The sequence below is a fragment of the Gordonia sp. ALPHA1B1 genome (genome assembly GCF_005502615.1).
Classification (GTDB): domain Bacteria; phylum Actinomycetota; class Actinomycetes; order Mycobacteriales; family Mycobacteriaceae; genus Gordonia; species Gordonia hongkongensis.
The window spans coordinates 14,046-31,189 of the sequence record NZ_SCOC01000033.1 but is presented as its reverse complement, the minus strand read 5'-3'; the positions used below and the strand labels follow the sequence as shown (position 1 = coordinate 31,189).

Genomic DNA, 17,144 nt, shown 5'->3' with positions numbered 1-17,144 from the left:
GCCCCGGCTGCCGTGAGCCTAGGGTCCCGACGGGGTGGTGGACCCGCGTTCGCAGCGGACCCGGCACAATTGTGCGGTGACCCAGCGCCTGTTCTTCGACTGCGACACCGGCATCGACGACTCACTCGCGCTGATCTATCTGCTCGCGCGCACCGACGTCGACCTCGTCGGAGTGGCCTCCACGGCCGGCAATGTGCCCGTCGATGTCGTGACGGCCAACAATCTCTCGTGGCTCGAGCTGTGCGGACGCCCCGAGGTGCCCGTCCACACCGGCCCGGCCACTCCCCTCGTCGCCGCGCTGATGACCACCGAGGACACCCACGGTCCGCTGGGCGTCGGACACGCCGAACTGCCGACCCCGACCACGACGCCGAGCCATCTCGACGCCGCCGACGCCTGGATCGAGGCGTCGCAGGCGCACGCCGGCGAACTCGTCGGCCTGGTGACCGGCCCCCTCACGTCCCTGGCGACCGCGATCCGACGCGACCCGGACCTGCCGGCGCGCCTGCGGCGCCTGGTCATCATGGGCGGCGCCTTCCACACCCACGGCAACACGACGCCCACCTCGGAGTGGAATGTGGCCGTCGACCCGGAAGCAGCGGCCGAGGTGTTCACCGCCTTCGGCACCGCGGGCGCCCCGGAACCGATCGTCTGCGCGCTCGACCTCACCGAGTCGGTCGTCCTGACACCCGATCACGTGGTCCGACTCGCCGCCGCGGCCGGCAGCACACCCGTCGAGTGCCCGGACCCGACCGACGAACGCGGACTCCGTTCGGTCGCCGACAACGAGATCATCCGGCATCTCGTCGACGCCCTGCGGTTCTATTTCGAGTTCCACGACGATCACGACGAGGGTTACATCGCCCACCTGCACGACCCGTTCGCCGCACTGGTCGCGCTGGCCCCCGACACGGTCGAGACCCGCCCGGCGCGCGTCGACGTCGAACTCGCCGGGACGCTGACGCGGGGCATGACCGTGGCCGACGAACGCGCGATGACCGCACCCGGACCCAACGCCCACATCGCGACCTCCACCGACGTCGACGCCGTGTTCGACGAATTGATCGAGACGATCGGCGCGTTCGCGCGCAGTCGCGCACCCGAAATCGTCGGCACCGCGCCGGAGGAGTCCACCGGACTACTCTGAACGGGTGACTCGACTCGGTTACCAGATCCCGAACTTCACCTACCCCGGCGGCGCCGCCGACCAGTTGTTCCCCACCGTGGTCGCGCAGGCGCAAGAGGCCGAGAACTCCGGTTTCGACACCGTCTTCGTGATGGACCACTTCTATCAGTTGCCGATGCTCGGTGAGCCCGACGATCCGATGATCGAGTGCTACACCCTGCTCGCGGCACTCGCCCAGCACACCTCGAAGGTCCGTCTGTCGTCGCTCGTCACCGGCAACACCTACCGCAACCCGACGCTGCTCGCGAAGACGGTCACGGCTCTCGACGTGGTGTCGGGTGGTCGGGCCCAGCTCGGCATCGGTGCGGGATGGTATGAGCTGGAACATGATTCGCTCGGGTATGAGTTCGGGACGTTCACCGACCGGTTCGAGCGCCTCGAGGAGGCGCTGCAGATCATCCTCGGCATGCTCGCCGGGGAGGCTCCCAGCCTCGACGGTGACCGCTATCGGGTCACCAACGCTCTCAATGTGCCTGCGCCGCTATCGAAGATCCCCGTGATGATCGGCGGCGGCGGCGAGCGCAAGACGTTGCGGATGGTCGCGCAGTACGCCGACGAATCGAACCTGCTGTGCACACCCGCCGACATCCCCCGCAAACTCGACGCCCTCGCCGAACACTGCGAACGACTCGGCCGGGACCGCTCGGAGATCACCGTGACCGTCCAGACGTCGGCCTGCGTGGCGCCGACCGCCGCCGAGGCGACCGCGGAGCTGGAGGCCTACCTGGAGCGCACACCGGCGGCCGAGTCACGCCGCGGATCGACGATCGTCGGGGATCCCGACGAGGTGGCCGCCCGCTACGCCGAGCTGCTCGCGACCGGTGTCGACGGTGTCACGGTGAACGCTCCCGCCAACGGCCATGTGCCGGGGCGGGTCTCGCTACTCGGCGAGACGCTGGCACCGCTGTTGGCCTGATGCTCTAACCCCGGGGCGCCGGGCCGCACCAGATGTCCGCGCCGCCGCCGGGATTGACGTCGCATGCGACCTCAGTCCGTTGACGCGACCTCGATCGAGGTCGCACGGACGGATCGAGATCGCATGCGACCTCGATCGGTGCACTCAGCGCTCGTCGAACGCGTCCACGATCCGTTGCGCGGCGAGGGCCGGGGTCAGCGACCCGTCCCGGAGCTGCTGCTCCACGTCGCCGCGGATCCCGCGCACGGCGGGTGAGTCACCGAGCCGGGACAACACGATGTCGTTAACCATCGCCCAGGTCCAGTCGATCTGTTGCTGGTTGCGGCGGGCGGTGAACTCTCCTGCCGCGGTGAGGGTCTCGTTGTGGCGTACCACGGTCTTCCAGAACTCGTCGACGCCGGTGTTCTCGATCGCGCTCATGGTCAGCACCGGCGGCATCCACAGCGCATCGTGCGGGTAGATCAGCTTCAGCGCGTTCTTCAACTCGCGTGCCGCGCTCTTCGCCTCGTTGAGGTGTTTGCCGTCGGCCTTGTTCACCACGACCACGTCGGCGAGTTCGAGAACACCCTTCTTGATGCCCTGCAACGAATCCCCGGTGCGGGCCAGGGTGAGGAACGTGAACGTGTCGACCATGTTCGCGACCGTCACCTCGGACTGCCCGACGCCCACCGTCTCGACCAGCACGACGTCGAAGCCGGCCGCCTCGACGAGCACGATGCTCTCGCGGGTGGCCTTGGCCACGCCGCCGAGCGTGCCCGACGTCGGCGACGGCCGGATGTAGGCGTTCTCGGCCGTCGACAGCCGGCCCATTCGGGTCTTGTCGCCGAGGATCGAGCCCCGCGTGCGCGTCGAACTGGGGTCGACGGCGAGCACCGCCACCTTGTGGCCCAGCTCCAGCAGGTGCATGCCGAGCGCCTCGATCGTCGTCGACTTGCCCACCCCGGGGACGCCGGTGATGCCGACGCGGAACGACTTGCCCGCGTGCGGCGTCAGCTTCAGCAACAGCTCCTGGGCGGCGGCCCGGTGATCGGCGCGCTTGGACTCGACGAGCGTGATCGCACGCGCCAGATCGGCGCGGCGATCGGCCAGGACAGCGTCGGCCAGCGCGTCGACGTCGATGGGACGTCGCGGTTGGACCGCCATCAGTTCGCGGTCGCCCCGGGCAGTTCCAGGCCGAGGGTGTCGGCGAGCTTGCCGATGAGTTCCACGGCCGAGTCGGCGATGACCGATCCGGGCGGGAAGATCGCGGCGGCGCCGGCCTCGTACAGTTCGGCGAAGTCGCCGGGCGGGATCACGCCGCCGACGACCACCATGATGTCCTCGCGGCCGACCTCACGCAGCGCCTCCCGCAGGGCCGGGACCAGCGTCAGGTGCCCGGCGGCCAGCGACGACACACCCACCACGTGCACGTCGTTGTCGGCGGCCTGCGCGGCCACCTCCTCCGGCGTGGCGAACAGCGGGCCCACGTCGACGTCGAAGCCGAGGTCGGCGAACGCGGTCGCGATCACCTTCTGGCCGCGGTCGTGGCCGTCCTGACCCATCTTCGCGACCAGGACACGCGGCTGGCGGCCCTCCGCCTCGGCGAACTGGCGCACGGCCTCGATCGCCGCGTCGATGTTGCTCACCTCGCCCGCCTCATGTCGGTACACCCCGCTGATCGTCTTGATCTCCGCCTGATGGCGACCATAGACCTTCTCGAGTGCCTCGGAGATCTCACCGACCGTCGCCTGGTGCCGTGCTGCCTCGATGGCCAGCGCCATCAGGTTGTTCTCCAGGCCACCCTCCGACGACGCGGCCGCGCGGGTGAGATCGGCCAGGGCCGCCTCGACCGCAGCCGAATCGCGTTGTCCGCGAAGCCGGTCCAGCTTCTCCAGCTGCTCGGCGCGCACCTTCGAGTTCTCGACCTTGAGGACCTCGATCTCCTCGTCGTCGGCGACCTGGTACTTGTTCACGCCCACCAACGGCTGCTGGCCGGAGTCGATACGCGCCTGGGTGCGTGCCGCGGCCTCCTCGATGCGCAGCTTCGGCAGGCCCTCGTTGATGGCCTGCGTCATGCCGCCGGCCTCTTCGACCTCGCGGATGTGCTTGCGCGCCTTCTGCGCCAGCTGATGCGTGAGCCACTCGACGTAGTTCGAACCGGCCCACGGATCGATCGGACGGGTGGTGCCCGACTCCTGCTGCAGGAGTAGCTGGGTGTTGCGCGCGATGCGGGCCGAGAAGTCGGTCGGCAGCGCGATGGCCTCGTCGAGGGCGTTGGTGTGCAGCGACTGGGTGTGACCCTGCGTGGCGGCCATCGCCTCGACGCAGGTGCGGGCCACGTTGTTGAACACGTCCTGGGCGGTCAGCGACCAGCCCGAGGTCTGCGAATGTGTGCGCAGCGACAGTGATTTCGCGTTCTTCGGACCGAACTCGGCGACGAGCTCACTCCACAGCAGACGCGCCGCACGCAGCTTCGCGACCTCCATGAAGAAGTTCATGCCGATGCCCCAGAAGAACGACAGTCGCGGGGCGAACTTGTCGATGTCCAGGCCGGCCTCGAGTCCGGCGCGGATGTACTCGACGCCGTCGGCGAGCGTGTAGGCCAGCTCCAGATCGGCCGTCGCCCCGGCCTCCTGGATGTGATAGCCGGAGATCGAGATCGAGTTGAACTTCGGCATCTTCTGGCTGGTGTACTCGAAGATGTTGGAGATGATCCGCATCGACGGCTTCGGCGGATAGATGTAGGTGTTGCGGACCATGAACTCTTTGAGGATGTCGTTCTGGATGGTCCCGGCCAGCTTCTCCGGCGGCACACCCTGCTCCTCGGCGGCCACGACGTAGAGCGCGAGGATCGGCAGCACCGCGCCGTTCATCGTCATCGACACCGACACGCTGCCGAGGTCGATCCCGTCGAAGAGCTGACGCATGTCGAGGATCGAGTCGATCGCCACACCGGCCATGCCGACGTCACCGGCGACGCGCGGATGGTCGGAGTCGTAGCCGCGGTGGGTCGCGAGGTCGAATGCGACCGACAGTCCCTTCTGGCCGGCCGCGAGGTTGCGACGGTAGAAGGCGTTGGATTCGGCTGCGGTCGAGAAGCCGGCGTACTGGCGGATGGTCCACGGCTGGTTGACGTACATCGTCGGGTACGGGCCCCGGATGAACGGTGCGGCACCGGGAACGGAGTCGAGCGGGTACGGATGTTCGGCATCGTCGAGGACGGCGTCGCGCTCGGCGCGCGTGTACACCGGCGTGACGTCGATCTGCTCCGGGGTGCTCCAGGTGACCTGGTCCACCGAATAGCCGTGCGCCGAGGCGAGTTCCTCGGCGACCGCGGCCGCGGCACCATCGGCGGTCGTCGCACCGGTGTCGTCCGATGTCAGACCGATTCCGGCGAAGTTCGGAATCGTCTGTGTCAGATCGGGTTCGGTCTGGGTCATGCCGTTGCTCCCGCCGTCTTCGGGGATGTCGAGACCAGCTGGTCGAGAAGGTCGCCGAGGGTGCTCACCGCATCGATGCCGACTCGCAGCGAACCGTCGGGACGGTCGTCGCCCTCGGGCCATTCCTTGTCCGGTCCGGCGAGGAGCACCGTCGACAGACCGGCCGCGCGAGCGGCCGCGAGTGCGGCGGGCCCCTCCTCCGCATAGCGCGCCTTGGTTCCGCAGAGGACCGCGATCGGGGTGTTCGCCCCGGCCACCGCGTCGCCGACCTTGTCCGCGGTCAGCGGGCCCGGGTTGACGACGGTGATGCCACCGGCACCCAGGAAGTTCGCGACGAACGTGGTGCGGCCGTTGTGTTCGGCGACACTGCCGAGCGGGATGAGCAGGATCGACGGCCGTTCACCGTGCTCGGCGAGCACGACGTCGGACCGGTCCCGCAGTTCCTCGAAGGCGCGTCCGATCCGCGCGAGGCGCGGCGTACCGGTGACGACGTCGGTGACCGCGGAGGCCGGGGCCCCGGTCGTCTCCGACAGTGCGCGCTCGTCGATGTTGGGGAACTCGTTGACGCCGGTGACCGAGATGCGGCGATGCGCGACCTCGGTGTCGCGGCGAGCGAGGGAGGCGTCGACCTTCTCGGCGATCCAGCCCGTGTCGAGCGCGACACGGTAACCGCCGGCGGCCTCGACCTCGGTGAACACCGTCCAGGCGTTCGTGGCGAGATCGTCGGTCAGGGACTCGACGAACCACGACCCGCCGGCCGGATCGAGGACGCGTCCGATGTTGGACTCCTCGAGCAGCAGCAGCTGGGTGTTACGGGCGATGCGTCGTGAGAAGGACGCGCTCGAGGTGCGCTTGTCCGCCGGGATGGTCGCGTCGTAGCCCAGGACGGTCAGCTGGTCGGCGCCGCCGACCCCGGCGCCGAACGCCGCGATGGTGCTGCGCAGCATGTTCACCCACGGGTCCCGCTGGGAGTACATCGACAGATCGGTCACGCCGTGGGTCAGCGCTCCGCCGACCTCGGGTGCGCCGACGACTTCGGCCACCCGAGCCCAGATCTTGCGCAGCGCACGGAATTTCGCGATCGTGGCGAATTGGTCGTCGTCGGCGGAGACGCCGAAGGTGATCTGACGCAGCGCGGCCTCGGGTGAGAGGCCGGCCGCGGTGAGATCACGGAGGTGGGCGACCGCGGCCGCCACCGTGAGTGCGAGTTCGAGGCCGTTGTCGGCACCGGCGGTGGCGAAGTCGCTGCCGTCCACCCGGAAGGTACGGACCCCGTCGGGCAGCCCGGATGCGGCGAGGGCCGTGGCCTCATCGGGATCGACGGTCGCCCGGCCCGAGAACGCGGCCGTCAGCGGCGACAGGCCGAAGGAGTGGACGGTGGCCGCCGTCGGAGCGGCGGCGACCGGAGCGGCCTGGGCCTTTTCCTTCAGGCCGAGCAGTTCGCGGGCCGCCGCGATGCCCTCGGTGCCCGCATCGAGCGTCACCGGCACCAGATCGAGGTAGACGCCGCGCAGCGCCGTCGCGAGGTCGGCGACCCCCAGCCCGTCACCGGGCCTGCTCACCGAGAGCCAGAGACCGCTCGTCCCGTTGGCCATCGCCTCCAGGATGAGCTCGTTGAGGTCCGCCGCCGGCGTCGCGTCGTCGCCGAACCGTTCCGTGACGCGCCAGCCGGTGGTGACGTCACGCGCGGGGTCGGCGCCGCGGACGAACGGGAAGCGACCGGGGACACCGGGCTCGGCGAGTTCGTCGCGACGTGTGTAGAGCGGCCGGATGGTCAGCCCGTCGGCGGTGTCGGTCGAGAGCAGCGCCTCGGGTGTGTCGGGCAGCTCGTCGACGTCGACGCGTCGCGACTTCGCCAGAACGGCCGCGGCGGCCGTCGACCACGCCTGGTAGGCGTCGTCGAGTTCTGACTCGGGTTTGGGCTGGTCAGTTTGCTGTGGCATGTGGGGAAGCACACCTCCGTGAATGCACTGTGATGAGCGCGTACACGACACTAGCCGATCGCTCGCTCGGCTCGGCGTCGAGGTCGGCGTGACGTGGCGCACTCGGGGACCCGGTACACCGCTGGGCCCAGCGTAGAGTGTCCGGGTGCCCGATCGATCCGCTGTCAGCGAGGATGTCGCCGGCCCGACCGCGGCCGACGCGGAGATCGCGGACGCGGCGAGCGCCGGAGACGGTCACCCGCCGACGTCGGGCCGTCGTCGGGCCGATCGACGGATCCTGCGCCGGGCTCTCGTCGCCGCCGTGCTCCTCGCCGCCGTCCTGGCCGCGTCCTACTTCGTCCCGCTGCCCTCGATCTCGAGCGTCCGCGACTGGGGCGCGGATCTGGGACCGGCCTTCGTGTGGTTGTTCTTCCTCGCCTACGCGGTCGTCACCATCGCCCCGATCCCGCGGTCGACGTTCACGGTGATGTCCGGGATCTTCTTCGGACCGCTGGTCGGTTTCGCGGGGGCGATGATCGCCTCGTCGGTGGCGGCGGTGGCAGCCTTCGTCCTGGTCCGCAGGGTCGGACGCGACCGCGTGCAGCCGTACCTGAAGGCACCGGTGGTCCGTGCCGTCGAGTACCGGCTCGAGCGTCGTGGCTGGTTGGCGGTCGGGTCGCTGCGGTTCATCGCGGCATGCCCGTTCTCGGTGGCGAACTACTGCTCGGCTCTGTCCTCGGTGCGTCTCGCGCCGTACGCGATTGCCAGCATCCTCGGTATGGCCCCCGGCACCGCGGCGGTGGTCATGCTGGGCGATTCCCTGACCGGTGACACGCATCCCCTCCAGCTCGCGGTCACCGGTGGCCTCTTTGCGATCGGCATCGCCGGTCTGGTGCTCGACTCCCGCCTGCCGGTCTCGTCGTCGAACGCGACAAGCGCAGCGACTTGATCCCCGAGGATCAAGTCACCCAGCGCGATCCCATCCAGCCAGGGGGCTTGATTCACCGCGATCAAGTGCATAGCCTTGAATGATGTTCGTACTCACCGTCGACCAACGCGGGAGTCGCCGCGACATCGACCGGGTGGACGCCATCCTCACCGCTCTCGCGACGGTCCAGACCGTACGGGCCTTCGAACGTACCGCGGGCGACGAGATCCAGGGAGTCCTCGCCGATCCGGTGACGGCCGCCCGACTGGCCGTCGAACTCACCGCCGAGGGTCACTGGAGTGTCGGCATCGGCACCGGACCGGTCGATGAACCTCTCCCCCCGTCCACCCGGGCCGGTCGCGGGCCCGCCTTCGTCCACGCTCGCGACGCCGTCGAGGCCGCCAAACGACAGCGGGTCCCCCTCTGTGTCCGCGGCCCGGAAACTCGCTGGTCCCGTCACGCCCAGACGGCCGGCCGTCTCATCGCCGATGTGATCACCGCCCGCAGTGCCGCCGGCCGGGAGGCGGTGGAGCTGATGCGCCGCGGCCTCACCCAGGTCGAGGCCGCCGCCGAACTCGACATCACGCCACAGGCCATGAGTCAGCGGCTGCGGACCGCGGCGTGGGATCTGGAATCCGATTCCCTCGGCCTCGTCGCCGACGCGCTCGCCGAGGCCGACCGACACAACCCGTCCGGAGGATCGGCATGACCACCGCAGCGATCACCCTTCTTCTCCTGACCGCACTGGCGACGCCGACCTGGGCGCTCGCGACGCGAGAGAAGCGCAACCACGCGCCGGTGTCCGTCGTACGCAGACTCGACGTCATCGGAGCCGTCGTCCTGCTGGTCCTGGCCGGGGTGACCGCCGTCCTCGCCGCCGTGGCCGCGCCCGCCAGCGGCTTCCTCGCCTCGGCCGTCCCGGTCGTCGCCGCGCTCGCGGCGGTCACCGGCGGCGGACCCGTGGTCCGGACGGTCCTCGTCGCCGGCGGTGTCGGCCAGCACCCGGGGCCCGGACCCGATCCGGAGGGGTCGCCGGATGACGGATCCGGGGACGACACCGACGCGCCCGACTCCCCGGCGCCCGCCCCGGCCGACCCGGCCGACCCGGCCGAAGCCGGGCCGTTGCGCGGCGGCCGGGTGATCGGATACCTCGAACGCCTCGCGGTCGTCACCACGTTGATGGCGGGGTGGCCCGAAGGCCTCGCGATCATCCTGGCCGTGAAGAGCCTCGCCCGCTACCCCGAGCTGCGCGCCCCGCATGCGGCCGAGCAGTTCATCATGGGCACCTTCGCCTCGGTGATGTGGGCGGTCGGCATGGCGGGCGTCGAGCACCTCATCCGCTGAGCCGTTCTCAGGTCGTGGGCTCGGCCGGCCCCGGCTCCTCGGGCTGTACGGGCTGGGACCACGCACCATCGGTGAGCTCGGCCGGCTCGGACCCCACCGGCGACGCATGGCGCGACGCGCGCGACGCACGAGCGGTGATCTCGGGCGCGACCGGGGTGCGGGCCACCGCCTCCGCCTCGGCGACGGCCTGGGCGACCTTGGGATCGGAGGCCATCGAGAACCAGTCCTCGGTCTCCGAGTCGTCGATCGGCGAGGGCGGCGAGTCGGCCGGCTCGTACCGGAACACGCCGTCGTCTCCCTGGACACCGAAGGATTTCGCGAAACCCTGGAGGGCCGAACCGAAGTCGGACGGCACCACCCACACCTTGCTGCCCTCGCCCTTGGCCATCTCGGGCAACTGCTGCAGATACTGGTAGGCCAGGAGTTCCGGGGTCGGCTTGGCCGCCTTGATCGCCGCGAAGGTCTTCTCGATCGCCTTCGCCTCACCCTGGGCGTTGAGGTACGACGCGGCGCGGTCGCCCTGCGCCCGCAGGATGCGCGACTGCCGATCCGCCTCGGCCGCGAGGATCGCGGCCTGCTTGGCACCCTCGGCGGCGAGGATCTGCGACTGCTTGTTTCCCTCGGCGGTCTTGATCGCCGACTCGCGCTGGCCCTCGGCCGAGAGGATCGTCGCCCGCTTCTCGCGGTCGGCCTTCATCTGCTTCTCCATCGACTCCTGGATCGACGGCGGCGGCATGATCGACTTCAGCTCGACGCGCGCGACCCGGAGGCCCCAGCGGCCGGTCGCCTCGTCGAGGACTCCGCGCAGCTGGCCGTTGATGGAATCGCGGGAGGTCAGGGTCTCCTCGAGCGTCATCCCGCCGACCACGTTGCGCAGCGTCGTGATCGTCAGCTGCTCGACGCCGGCGATGTAGTCGTCGATCTCGTACACGGCGGCCCGGGGATTGGTGACCTGGAAGTAGACGACGGTGTCGATGGACAGCGTCAGGTTGTCCTCGGTGATCACCGGCTGGGGCGGGAACGACACCACTCGTTCACGAACGTCGACGCGGGCGCGGATGCGGTCGATGAACGGCAACAGCAGGGTGAGCTGGCCGGAGACGGTGCGGGTGTAGCGGCCCAGTCGCTCGATGACCGCGGCCTCCGCCTGCGGGATGAGCGCGACGGACTTGACCAGCATAACCACCACGAGCAACACGAGCAGAACGATGACGGTCAGGCCGAAGATCTCGTACTCCATGGTCACCTTCCAGCGTTGTCGTTCGGCGGTGTCGCGGCGGCCGCTCAGGCGCGCCACACCACCGCGGTCGCGCCGTCGATCTCCACGACGGTCACGTGGGTTCCGGGTTCGAGCACCTGGGTCGGGTCCATCGTGCGGGCCGACCACACGTCGCCGCCGATCTTGACGCGTCCGTCACGGGCGTCGACCTGTTCGGTCACCACCGCCGGCCGACCCTCGAGCGCCTCGGTGTTCATCAGGACCGCCGGACGGTTCAGCATGTGCTTACGGGCGATCGGACGGACCGCAACCAGCAGCAGCACCGAGACGAGCGCGAAGACCAGTCCCTCGACCCACAGCGGCGTCTCGAACGCGAAATCGACACCGGCGGCCGCGAATGCGCCCCCGGCGAGCATGAGCAGGACGAGTTCGCCACCGAACATCTCCGCGACCACCAGGACGATCGCGGCCGCCAACCACAGCAGGGCGCTCATGGGTCCAGTCTGCCAGAGATGTCCGCACCGCCTTCGGCGCTCACGACGCGGGTGGGCCCCGGTGGGCGTCAGGCCGTGTGCGTCACCTGGGCTCTTCGGCCGCGGTCACGAAGTCGATGAGTTCTTCCACCGACCGCAGCAGATCGACCTCGAGATCCCGGAAACTGCTCACCCCGCCCAGCACCCGGCGCCAGCCGTCACGAGGGTCCCCCCAGCCGAGCTCGGCACACACCCCGGTCTTCCAGTCGGTGCCCCGCGGGATGTGCGGCCACGCCGGGATCTTCACCGACGCCGGCTTCACCGCCTCCCAGACGTCGATGTAGGGATGCCCGCACACGAGGACGTGCTCCCCGACCTCGGCGGTGAGATGTGCTTCTTTGGAACCCGCCACCAGATGGTCGACGAGGACACCGGCCCGGCGATGAGGTGCCGGCTGAAATTCATCGAGTGCCGCCTCGAGGTTGTCGAGGCCGTCGAGGCTGACGACGACCACGCCCTCCGCGCGGAGGTCGTCACCCCATACGCGCTCGAGGAGTGTCGCGTCGTGCACGCCCTCGACGAAGATCCGGCTGGCGCGCGCGGTCCGCGCGCGGGCACGAGGGGCGGCTCGCGATCCCGACGCCGTCATGGCCGGCTGCTGGGGGCCTCTGGTGCGCGGCCGCACGAGCGTCACCGGCCGACCGTCGATGAGGAACGCGCCGGGGTGCATCAGGAACACCCGCGTCTGACCTCGCCGGTCCTCCAGCCGGACGAGATCGCCGGCGTAGCTCTTCTCGAGCCCGACGACCGCACCGCAGAAGCCGGTGGCGCCGTCCTCGACGACCAGATCGCGATCCGCGGCGACCTCCGCGGGACGCGGCTTCGCCCGACGGGGCTGGGAGAGCACATCGCGTCCGTAGCGGTCATCCATCGCACACCACCATCTCTCGATCGGTCATCTCGTGATCACGCCGCCGCGATGGACAGGTCGGGCGGCGCACACACCGTATGCCCCGCGGGCCCGCCCGCGGGGTTGCCACGCCCGGCTCCCACCGGCCTCGCCGGTATCCTGGCTTCTTGATGAAACGCAGCCGCCTGCTCTCCGCCACCGTCGCGTGGCCGACGTGTGCCCTCGGCGCGTGGTCGGCCGCCTGGCTCACCGGCCGGTGCTCCCCCGACGACGTGATCGAAGCCCTGGCGGAATCCGCCGACCGGCACCTCCTGCACTGGCCCGACGGCGGGGTCGCCGGGGCCGAACAGAATTCGCCCGCAACGGGTTCGGCGAACGGGGTGCTCGATCTGCTCGCGCTGCTGCGACCCGCTCGACGCCTCGTCGTCCGCCTTCCCTCCACGGGTGATCCGCAGGGACTCCCACCGCATGTCGCGACGTCGGCCGCACTCGGCGCGGGCGAGGTGCTGCTCGTCGACGACGCGGCGGGCGCCGGCACGCTCGCGCTCGTACCGGAGTTCGCCGCCGACACCGCCGATCCACCGTTCGTCACGTGCACGTGGTCGGCCTACCGCTACGACGCGACCCTCGACCTCGGTCATCTCGTATCCGCGGGACCCAGTGCCGGTGATCTGGAATACGAGCTGCGGCAAGCAGTTCGAGAGGCGACCACGATCATCGGCGGGCTCGGCGGACGCCGGTCGGCCGACGCGAGCGACCTCCGTACGGAACTCGCGGCGCTCACCTCGAGGCATCGGGTCGCCCTGCCCCCGCACCTCCTCGACGCGCGCTCCACCCGCCTGATCGACACGGCGGCACAGGTCGAGGCGATCGTCGACCTCGCTGGAGCACGCAGCGTGGAGATCGGCGACAGTGCGGGACAATGGGATTCCGGCGACGCGACCCTCCGCGGTCTACAGGTGCTGACACGGACGGCACGCGCGGCCGCGGTCAACCGCACGATCATCGAACTGCTGGGCCGCTGAGTCCCCGGGGCATCACCCCCGGAACGTCACACCCGAAGCCGCGGCGGACGTTCGGACACGACGCCGTACAGATCGAGTCCGTTCCGCTGTTCTGTGGCGAACAACGTCGCCCCCCATTCGTGGACGAACCAGTCCCGCAGCCGAGCGGAGCCGGTCCAGGCGTAGTACGGCCGGGCCGCAGAGACACAGAACCGTTCCACCTCGCGCATCATGCGAACGAGGGCGTCGCCGCCACGGGCTTCGGGAACAACCGCCGCGATCCGCACATCGACGGCGTCCGATGCCGGGGAGGCCAATTGTGGGCTGGTGAGGAACACGATCAGCCGCTCGCGAAGCCCGGGAATTGCCGCGACCCGGACGAAATCAGCCGGGACGAGCGGCGGTTCGCCGTCGGGCGACAATTCGACATCGTGGGGATGCCAGATCAGAATTCCGACGAGATGCTCGTTCTGGAAGGAACCCAATACGCAGCCGGCGTTGAGATAAGGCCGCACCAAGATCTCGGCCAACCATTCCCGCAGCGTGAGATCCGGGAGGTGGTCACCCAACACCCATCGATACAACGGAATGTCCTCGACCGCTCGTGCGAGTAGCTGCGTAGCAGGTCGGAGATCAACTGGGATGAGTAGTCGTTCCGCGGTCAACACTGTTGATACACGCGCACAAAGGAGAGATCACGCCGCTGTGGGCTACGTCGTCAACGCAGCCCACAGCGGAAACGGATCTCAGTTGACGGGCTCGCTGCTACCGTCCGCGGAGCCGGTGGAAAGTGCCTTCAGAATCGGTCCGAGGAAATCGATCTCGAGCCTCAGTGGTCCTTCTGCCATGGAAATTTCTCTCTCACGTTCGCACCCCGATTCAGATGCGCGTGCCACGAGAGTTTCATTTCGACTGAGGCGCAGATCACATTATGGACCGTTCCTATATCAAATCGTTACGAAGGCAAACAAAGCCAGTGAATCTACGCGCGGTCAGATGGCCTCGCCGCAGATCTAGGCCGCGCCGCGGGCACACAGCACCGGTCTCGACAGGTGCTGCCGTTGTCTCCGCATCCCATCGCCGACAGGTCGCCCAAGCCCCCGGCGTAGGCCTCCACGAATTCGCCGATCATCGAGATGAACCGCGGATCGGGACCCACGGTGTCGGCGCGGACATAGTCCAGGCCGAGGCGCTCGGCGACCTCCGCGGCCTCGTTGTCGAGATCCCAGATCACCTCGAGATGGTCGGAGATGAACCCGACCGGGTAGACGACCACCCGTCGAACACCCTCCGCGGCAAGGCTCTCCAGATGGTCACAGATGTCCGGCTCCAGCCACGGGATCTGCGGTGGACCCGACCGTGACTGCCAGACCTGATCGAAGTCGGCGACGCCGAGCTCGTCGGCGACCGCCTGCGACGCCGCCAGCACCTGGCGCGAGTACAGCTTCCCGCCGTCGGCCGCCGGACCCGACGCCTCATCGGCCGAGGTCGGGACCGAATGGGCGGTGAACACCAGCCGTGGCGGCTCCTCGCCGGGCCCGAGTGCGTCCAGAGCGCGGCTCACCGCGTCGGCCCCGGCCGCGACGAACGCCGGATGCGACCAGTACTGCGGGAGCTTGCGGAGCACCACCGCACCGTCGGGTTCGCGGCTCGTCGGTTCACGGTCGGCAAGCGCCGTCACCGCCCGGTCGATGTCCTCGTGATACTGCCGGCACCCCGAGTAGCCGCCCCACGCCGAGGTCGGGAACACGAGGATCCGGCGATGACCGGCGCGGTACATCTCGGCCAGGGTGTCCTCGACCATCGGGTGCCAGTTGCGGTTGCCGAAATACACCGGGAGGTCGACACCACGTCGGTCGAGCTCGGCACGCAGGGCATCGATCATCTCGAGGTTGAGCCGGTTGATCGGTGAGACGCCGCCGTAGTGCAGGTAGTGCTCGGCCACCGACTCGAGCCGTTCGCGCGGGATCCCCCGGCCGCGAGTGACGTTCTCCAGGAACGGCATCACGTCCTCGGGCCCGTCCGGTCCGCCGAACGACAGGAACAGGACGGCATCGAACGGAGCGGGATCGAACGGAGCGGGATCCACGGGCGCGGTGTCCCCCGGTGCTGGCGAACTCATGAGCCGGTGGTCATGCCCTCCGGGAACCAGGTGTTGTGGCTGGCGCCACCGTCGACGTAGACGATGGAACCGGTGGTCGCCGGCAGCCAGTCACTGAGGAGGGCACACACCGACTTCGCGACGACGGTGGGATCGTCGACGTCCCAGCCGATCGGGGACGCGCCGTCCCAGTACTCGTTGAGCATGTTGAGCTGCTTGGCGTCATCGGTCGCGGTACCCGCGATCGCCTTCGCGGCCAGGGTCTTGATCGGGCCGGCGGCCACCAGGTTCGACCGGATGTTCTTCGCGTTGCCCACTTCGCGCGCCACGTACCGGTTCACCGACTCGAGCGCGGCCTTCGCCACACCCATCCAGTTGTAGTACGGCATCGCGGTGCGGGGATCGAAGTCCATGCCCACGATGGAGCCGCCCTCGTTCATGGCGGGGAGCACGGCGCGGGCGAGCGAGGCGTAGCTCCACGCCGAGATCTCGAAGGCCTTGGCGGCGTCGGGGCCCGGCCCCTCCAGGAACGGCTTGGCTTCCGGACCCATCAGGGTGCGCGGTGCGAAAGCGATCGAGTGCATCACGCCGTCGATGCCCTGCGGCGCCAGCTCGGCGAGCTTCCCGGCGAGCGCGCCGAGATCGTCCTCGTTGGTGACGTCGAGCCCGATGGCCGGCGGCACCTCCTTCGGCAACCGCTTGGCGATCCGGTCGATCAACCGGAGCCGTTCCGGGATGCCGGTGATGAGGACCGTGGCGCCCTGCTCCTGCGCCATGGCGGCGGCGTGGAAGGCGATCGACGCATCGGTGATGATGCCCGTGATGAGGACGGTCTTCCCGTCCAGGATTCCGCTCACGAAGATGTGCTCCTGAGTTCGACGTTGATTGACGTGCCCTTACGACCGCGCTGTGCGGGTCAGTAGCCGTGCGACCGCGCTCGGCAGTTTGTTTCAGTGCCCCATGCCCATTCCGCCGTCGACGGGCAGGACCGCACCGGAGATGTAACCGCCCTCGTCGGAGGCGAGGAAGCTGATGGCCGCCGCGACGTCCTCGGGCTTGCCGGTTCGGCCGAGCGGGATCGCCTGCTTGGCCATGTCGATGTAGCGGTCCTCCATCGACGCGGTCATGTCCGTCTCGATGAACCCGGGCGCCACGACGTTCGCGGTGATGTTGCGCGAGCCGATCTCACGCGCGATCGAGCGCGCCATCCCGATCAGGCCCGCCTTCGAGGCCGCGTAGTTCACCTGGCCGGGGATGCCGGACATCGCGACCACCGAGCCGAGGAAGATCATCCGGCCCCACTTGGCGCGCTGCATCCCCTTGGTGGCGCGTTTGGCGCATCGGAACGCGCCGGTGAGGTTCGCGTCGAGGACCTTCTCGAAGGATTCCTCGGACAGTCGCATGAGGAGCATGTTCTCGGTGATCCCCGCGTTGGCGACGAGGATCTCGACGGGACCCTGATGCGCCTCGACCTCGGCGAAGGCGCGGTCGACCGACTCCGAGTCGGTGACATCGCACTTGACGCCGAACAGTCCGTCCGGGGCTCCGGAACCGCGGTGCGTCACCGCCACCCGGTGACCGTCGGCTGCCAGTCGCTGGGCCACGGCCAGGCCGATTCCGCGGTTGCCGCCGGTCACCAGGACCGAGCGGGAGGGATTCTGCGCTTCGTTGCTAGCTGCCGTCATGGGTGTTCAACTTATCCGTTCTCGTTGCGGGGGTGAC

At 69.2% G+C, this 17,144-nt stretch carries 16 protein-coding genes; 6 read left to right on the top strand and 10 right to left on the bottom strand.

The window, feature by feature from the left end:
- Positions 1-76: 76 nt before the first annotated feature.
- Entirely contained in the window at positions 77-1,147 is a 1,071-nt protein-coding gene (locus tag FFS52_RS18620; protein WP_137810568.1) for a nucleoside hydrolase, read from the top strand.
- 4 nt (positions 1,148-1,151) lie between these two features.
- On the top strand, positions 1,152-2,102 hold the full coding sequence (locus tag FFS52_RS18615) for an LLM class F420-dependent oxidoreductase (RefSeq protein ID WP_137810567.1): 951 nt from the start codon (positions 1,152-1,154) through the stop codon (positions 2,100-2,102).
- A gap of 144 nt (positions 2,103-2,246) precedes the next feature.
- Here FFS52_RS18615 and meaB read toward each other — a convergent pair whose 3' ends face one another.
- From meaB to FFS52_RS18600, 3 genes are read right to left on the bottom strand one after another with little or no spacing between them, the layout of a single operon-like run.
- The gene (gene meaB / locus FFS52_RS18610; protein WP_058250405.1) at positions 2,247-3,245 is read right to left on the bottom strand and encodes a methylmalonyl Co-A mutase-associated GTPase MeaB; all 999 of its coding nucleotides are present in this window, start codon (positions 3,243-3,245) and stop codon (positions 2,247-2,249) included.
- Complete coding sequence (scpA, locus tag FFS52_RS18605) at positions 3,245-5,521, bottom strand: methylmalonyl-CoA mutase (protein WP_137810566.1); 2,277 nt, start codon at positions 5,519-5,521, stop codon at positions 3,245-3,247. Before scpA ends, meaB begins: the two co-directional genes overlap by 1 nt.
- Entirely contained in the window at positions 5,518-7,464 is a 1,947-nt protein-coding gene (locus FFS52_RS18600) for a methylmalonyl-CoA mutase family protein (RefSeq protein ID WP_137810565.1), read from the bottom strand. Before FFS52_RS18600 ends, scpA begins: the two co-directional genes overlap by 4 nt.
- 145 nt (positions 7,465-7,609) lie before the next feature.
- Here FFS52_RS18600 and FFS52_RS18595 point away from each other — a divergent pair, with 145 nt between their 5' ends.
- The 3 genes from FFS52_RS18595 to FFS52_RS18585 all read left to right on the top strand — a co-directional run bounded on the left by FFS52_RS18595 (position 7,610) and on the right by FFS52_RS18585 (position 9,715).
- Positions 7,610-8,392, top strand: a complete 783-nt coding sequence (locus tag FFS52_RS18595; RefSeq protein WP_058250402.1) for a TVP38/TMEM64 family protein — start codon at positions 7,610-7,612, stop codon at positions 8,390-8,392.
- Positions 8,393-8,474: 82 nt separating this feature from the next.
- The gene (locus FFS52_RS18590; protein ID WP_137810564.1) at positions 8,475-9,080 is read left to right on the top strand and encodes a hypothetical protein; all 606 of its coding nucleotides are present in this window, start codon (positions 8,475-8,477) and stop codon (positions 9,078-9,080) included.
- Positions 9,077-9,715: a hypothetical protein gene (locus FFS52_RS18585; protein ID WP_137810563.1), complete on the top strand. Its 639-nt coding sequence runs from the start codon at positions 9,077-9,079 to the stop codon at positions 9,713-9,715. The genes FFS52_RS18590 and FFS52_RS18585 overlap by 4 nt, the downstream gene beginning before the upstream one ends.
- A gap of 7 nt (positions 9,716-9,722) precedes the next feature.
- Here the strand turns inward: FFS52_RS18585 and FFS52_RS18580 are convergent, their stop codons facing one another.
- From FFS52_RS18580 to FFS52_RS18570, 3 genes are all read right to left on the bottom strand, one after another.
- Complete coding sequence (locus tag FFS52_RS18580; protein WP_065632229.1) at positions 9,723-10,955, bottom strand: SPFH domain-containing protein; 1,233 nt, start codon at positions 10,953-10,955, stop codon at positions 9,723-9,725.
- A 44-nt stretch (positions 10,956-10,999) separates the two neighbouring features.
- Entirely contained in the window at positions 11,000-11,428 is a 429-nt protein-coding gene (locus FFS52_RS18575; RefSeq protein WP_065632182.1) for an NfeD family protein, read from the bottom strand.
- 82 nt (positions 11,429-11,510) lie between these two features.
- Positions 11,511-12,338, bottom strand: a complete 828-nt coding sequence (locus FFS52_RS18570; protein ID WP_137810562.1) for a DUF3097 domain-containing protein — start codon at positions 12,336-12,338, stop codon at positions 11,511-11,513.
- Between the two features lie 149 nt (positions 12,339-12,487).
- On the opposite strand from FFS52_RS18570, the gene FFS52_RS18565 reads away from it, so the two are divergent.
- Entirely contained in the window at positions 12,488-13,342 is an 855-nt protein-coding gene (locus tag FFS52_RS18565; RefSeq protein ID WP_137810561.1) for a serine/threonine protein kinase, read from the top strand.
- Positions 13,343-13,368: 26 nt separating this feature from the next.
- Here FFS52_RS18565 and FFS52_RS18560 read toward each other — a convergent pair whose 3' ends face one another.
- The 4 genes from FFS52_RS18560 to fabG1 all read right to left on the bottom strand — a co-directional run bounded on the left by FFS52_RS18560 (position 13,369) and on the right by fabG1 (position 17,107).
- Positions 13,369-13,893: a hypothetical protein gene (locus FFS52_RS18560; protein ID WP_349291570.1), complete on the bottom strand. Its 525-nt coding sequence runs from the start codon at positions 13,891-13,893 to the stop codon at positions 13,369-13,371.
- A gap of 410 nt (positions 13,894-14,303) precedes the next feature.
- Positions 14,304-15,443, bottom strand: coding sequence for a ferrochelatase (locus FFS52_RS18555; protein WP_137810559.1), 1,140 nt, complete (start codon positions 15,441-15,443; stop codon positions 14,304-14,306).
- Complete coding sequence (gene inhA / locus FFS52_RS18550; RefSeq protein WP_137810558.1) at positions 15,440-16,279, bottom strand: NADH-dependent enoyl-ACP reductase InhA; 840 nt, start codon at positions 16,277-16,279, stop codon at positions 15,440-15,442. Before inhA ends, FFS52_RS18555 begins: the two co-directional genes overlap by 4 nt.
- A 93-nt stretch (positions 16,280-16,372) precedes the next feature.
- A complete protein-coding gene (gene fabG1 / locus FFS52_RS18545) occupies positions 16,373-17,107 on the bottom strand; it encodes a 3-oxoacyl-ACP reductase FabG1 (RefSeq protein WP_058250394.1) in 735 nt (244 codons plus the stop codon).
- Between the last annotated feature and the right edge of the window lie 37 nt (positions 17,108-17,144).

What these genes read in the sequence shown, in the direction of transcription:
- meaB (WP_058250405.1), bottom strand. Translation starts at nt 3,245, where the DNA reads ATGGCGGTCCAACCGCGACGTCCCATCGACGTCGACGCGCTGGCCGAC.
- scpA (WP_137810566.1), bottom strand. Translation starts at nt 5,521, where the DNA reads ATGACCCAGACCGAACCCGATCTGACACAGACGATTCCGAACTTCGCC.
- FFS52_RS18600 (WP_137810565.1), bottom strand. Translation starts at nt 7,464, where the DNA reads ATGCCACAGCAAACTGACCAGCCCAAACCCGAGTCAGAACTCGACGAC.
- FFS52_RS18590 (WP_137810564.1), top strand. Translation starts at nt 8,475, where the DNA reads ATGTTCGTACTCACCGTCGACCAACGCGGGAGTCGCCGCGACATCGAC.
- FFS52_RS18585 (WP_137810563.1), top strand. Translation starts at nt 9,077, where the DNA reads ATGACCACCGCAGCGATCACCCTTCTTCTCCTGACCGCACTGGCGACG.
- FFS52_RS18580 (WP_065632229.1), bottom strand. Translation starts at nt 10,955, where the DNA reads ATGGAGTACGAGATCTTCGGCCTGACCGTCATCGTTCTGCTCGTGTTG.
- FFS52_RS18575 (WP_065632182.1), bottom strand. Translation starts at nt 11,428, where the DNA reads ATGAGCGCCCTGCTGTGGTTGGCGGCCGCGATCGTCCTGGTGGTCGCG.
- FFS52_RS18570 (WP_137810562.1), bottom strand. Translation starts at nt 12,338, where the DNA reads ATGGATGACCGCTACGGACGCGATGTGCTCTCCCAGCCCCGTCGGGCG.
- FFS52_RS18565 (WP_137810561.1), top strand. Translation starts at nt 12,488, where the DNA reads ATGAAACGCAGCCGCCTGCTCTCCGCCACCGTCGCGTGGCCGACGTGT.
- FFS52_RS18555 (WP_137810559.1), bottom strand. Translation starts at nt 15,443, where the DNA reads ATGAGTTCGCCAGCACCGGGGGACACCGCGCCCGTGGATCCCGCTCCG.
- fabG1 (WP_058250394.1), bottom strand. Translation starts at nt 17,107, where the DNA reads ATGACGGCAGCTAGCAACGAAGCGCAGAATCCCTCCCGCTCGGTCCTG.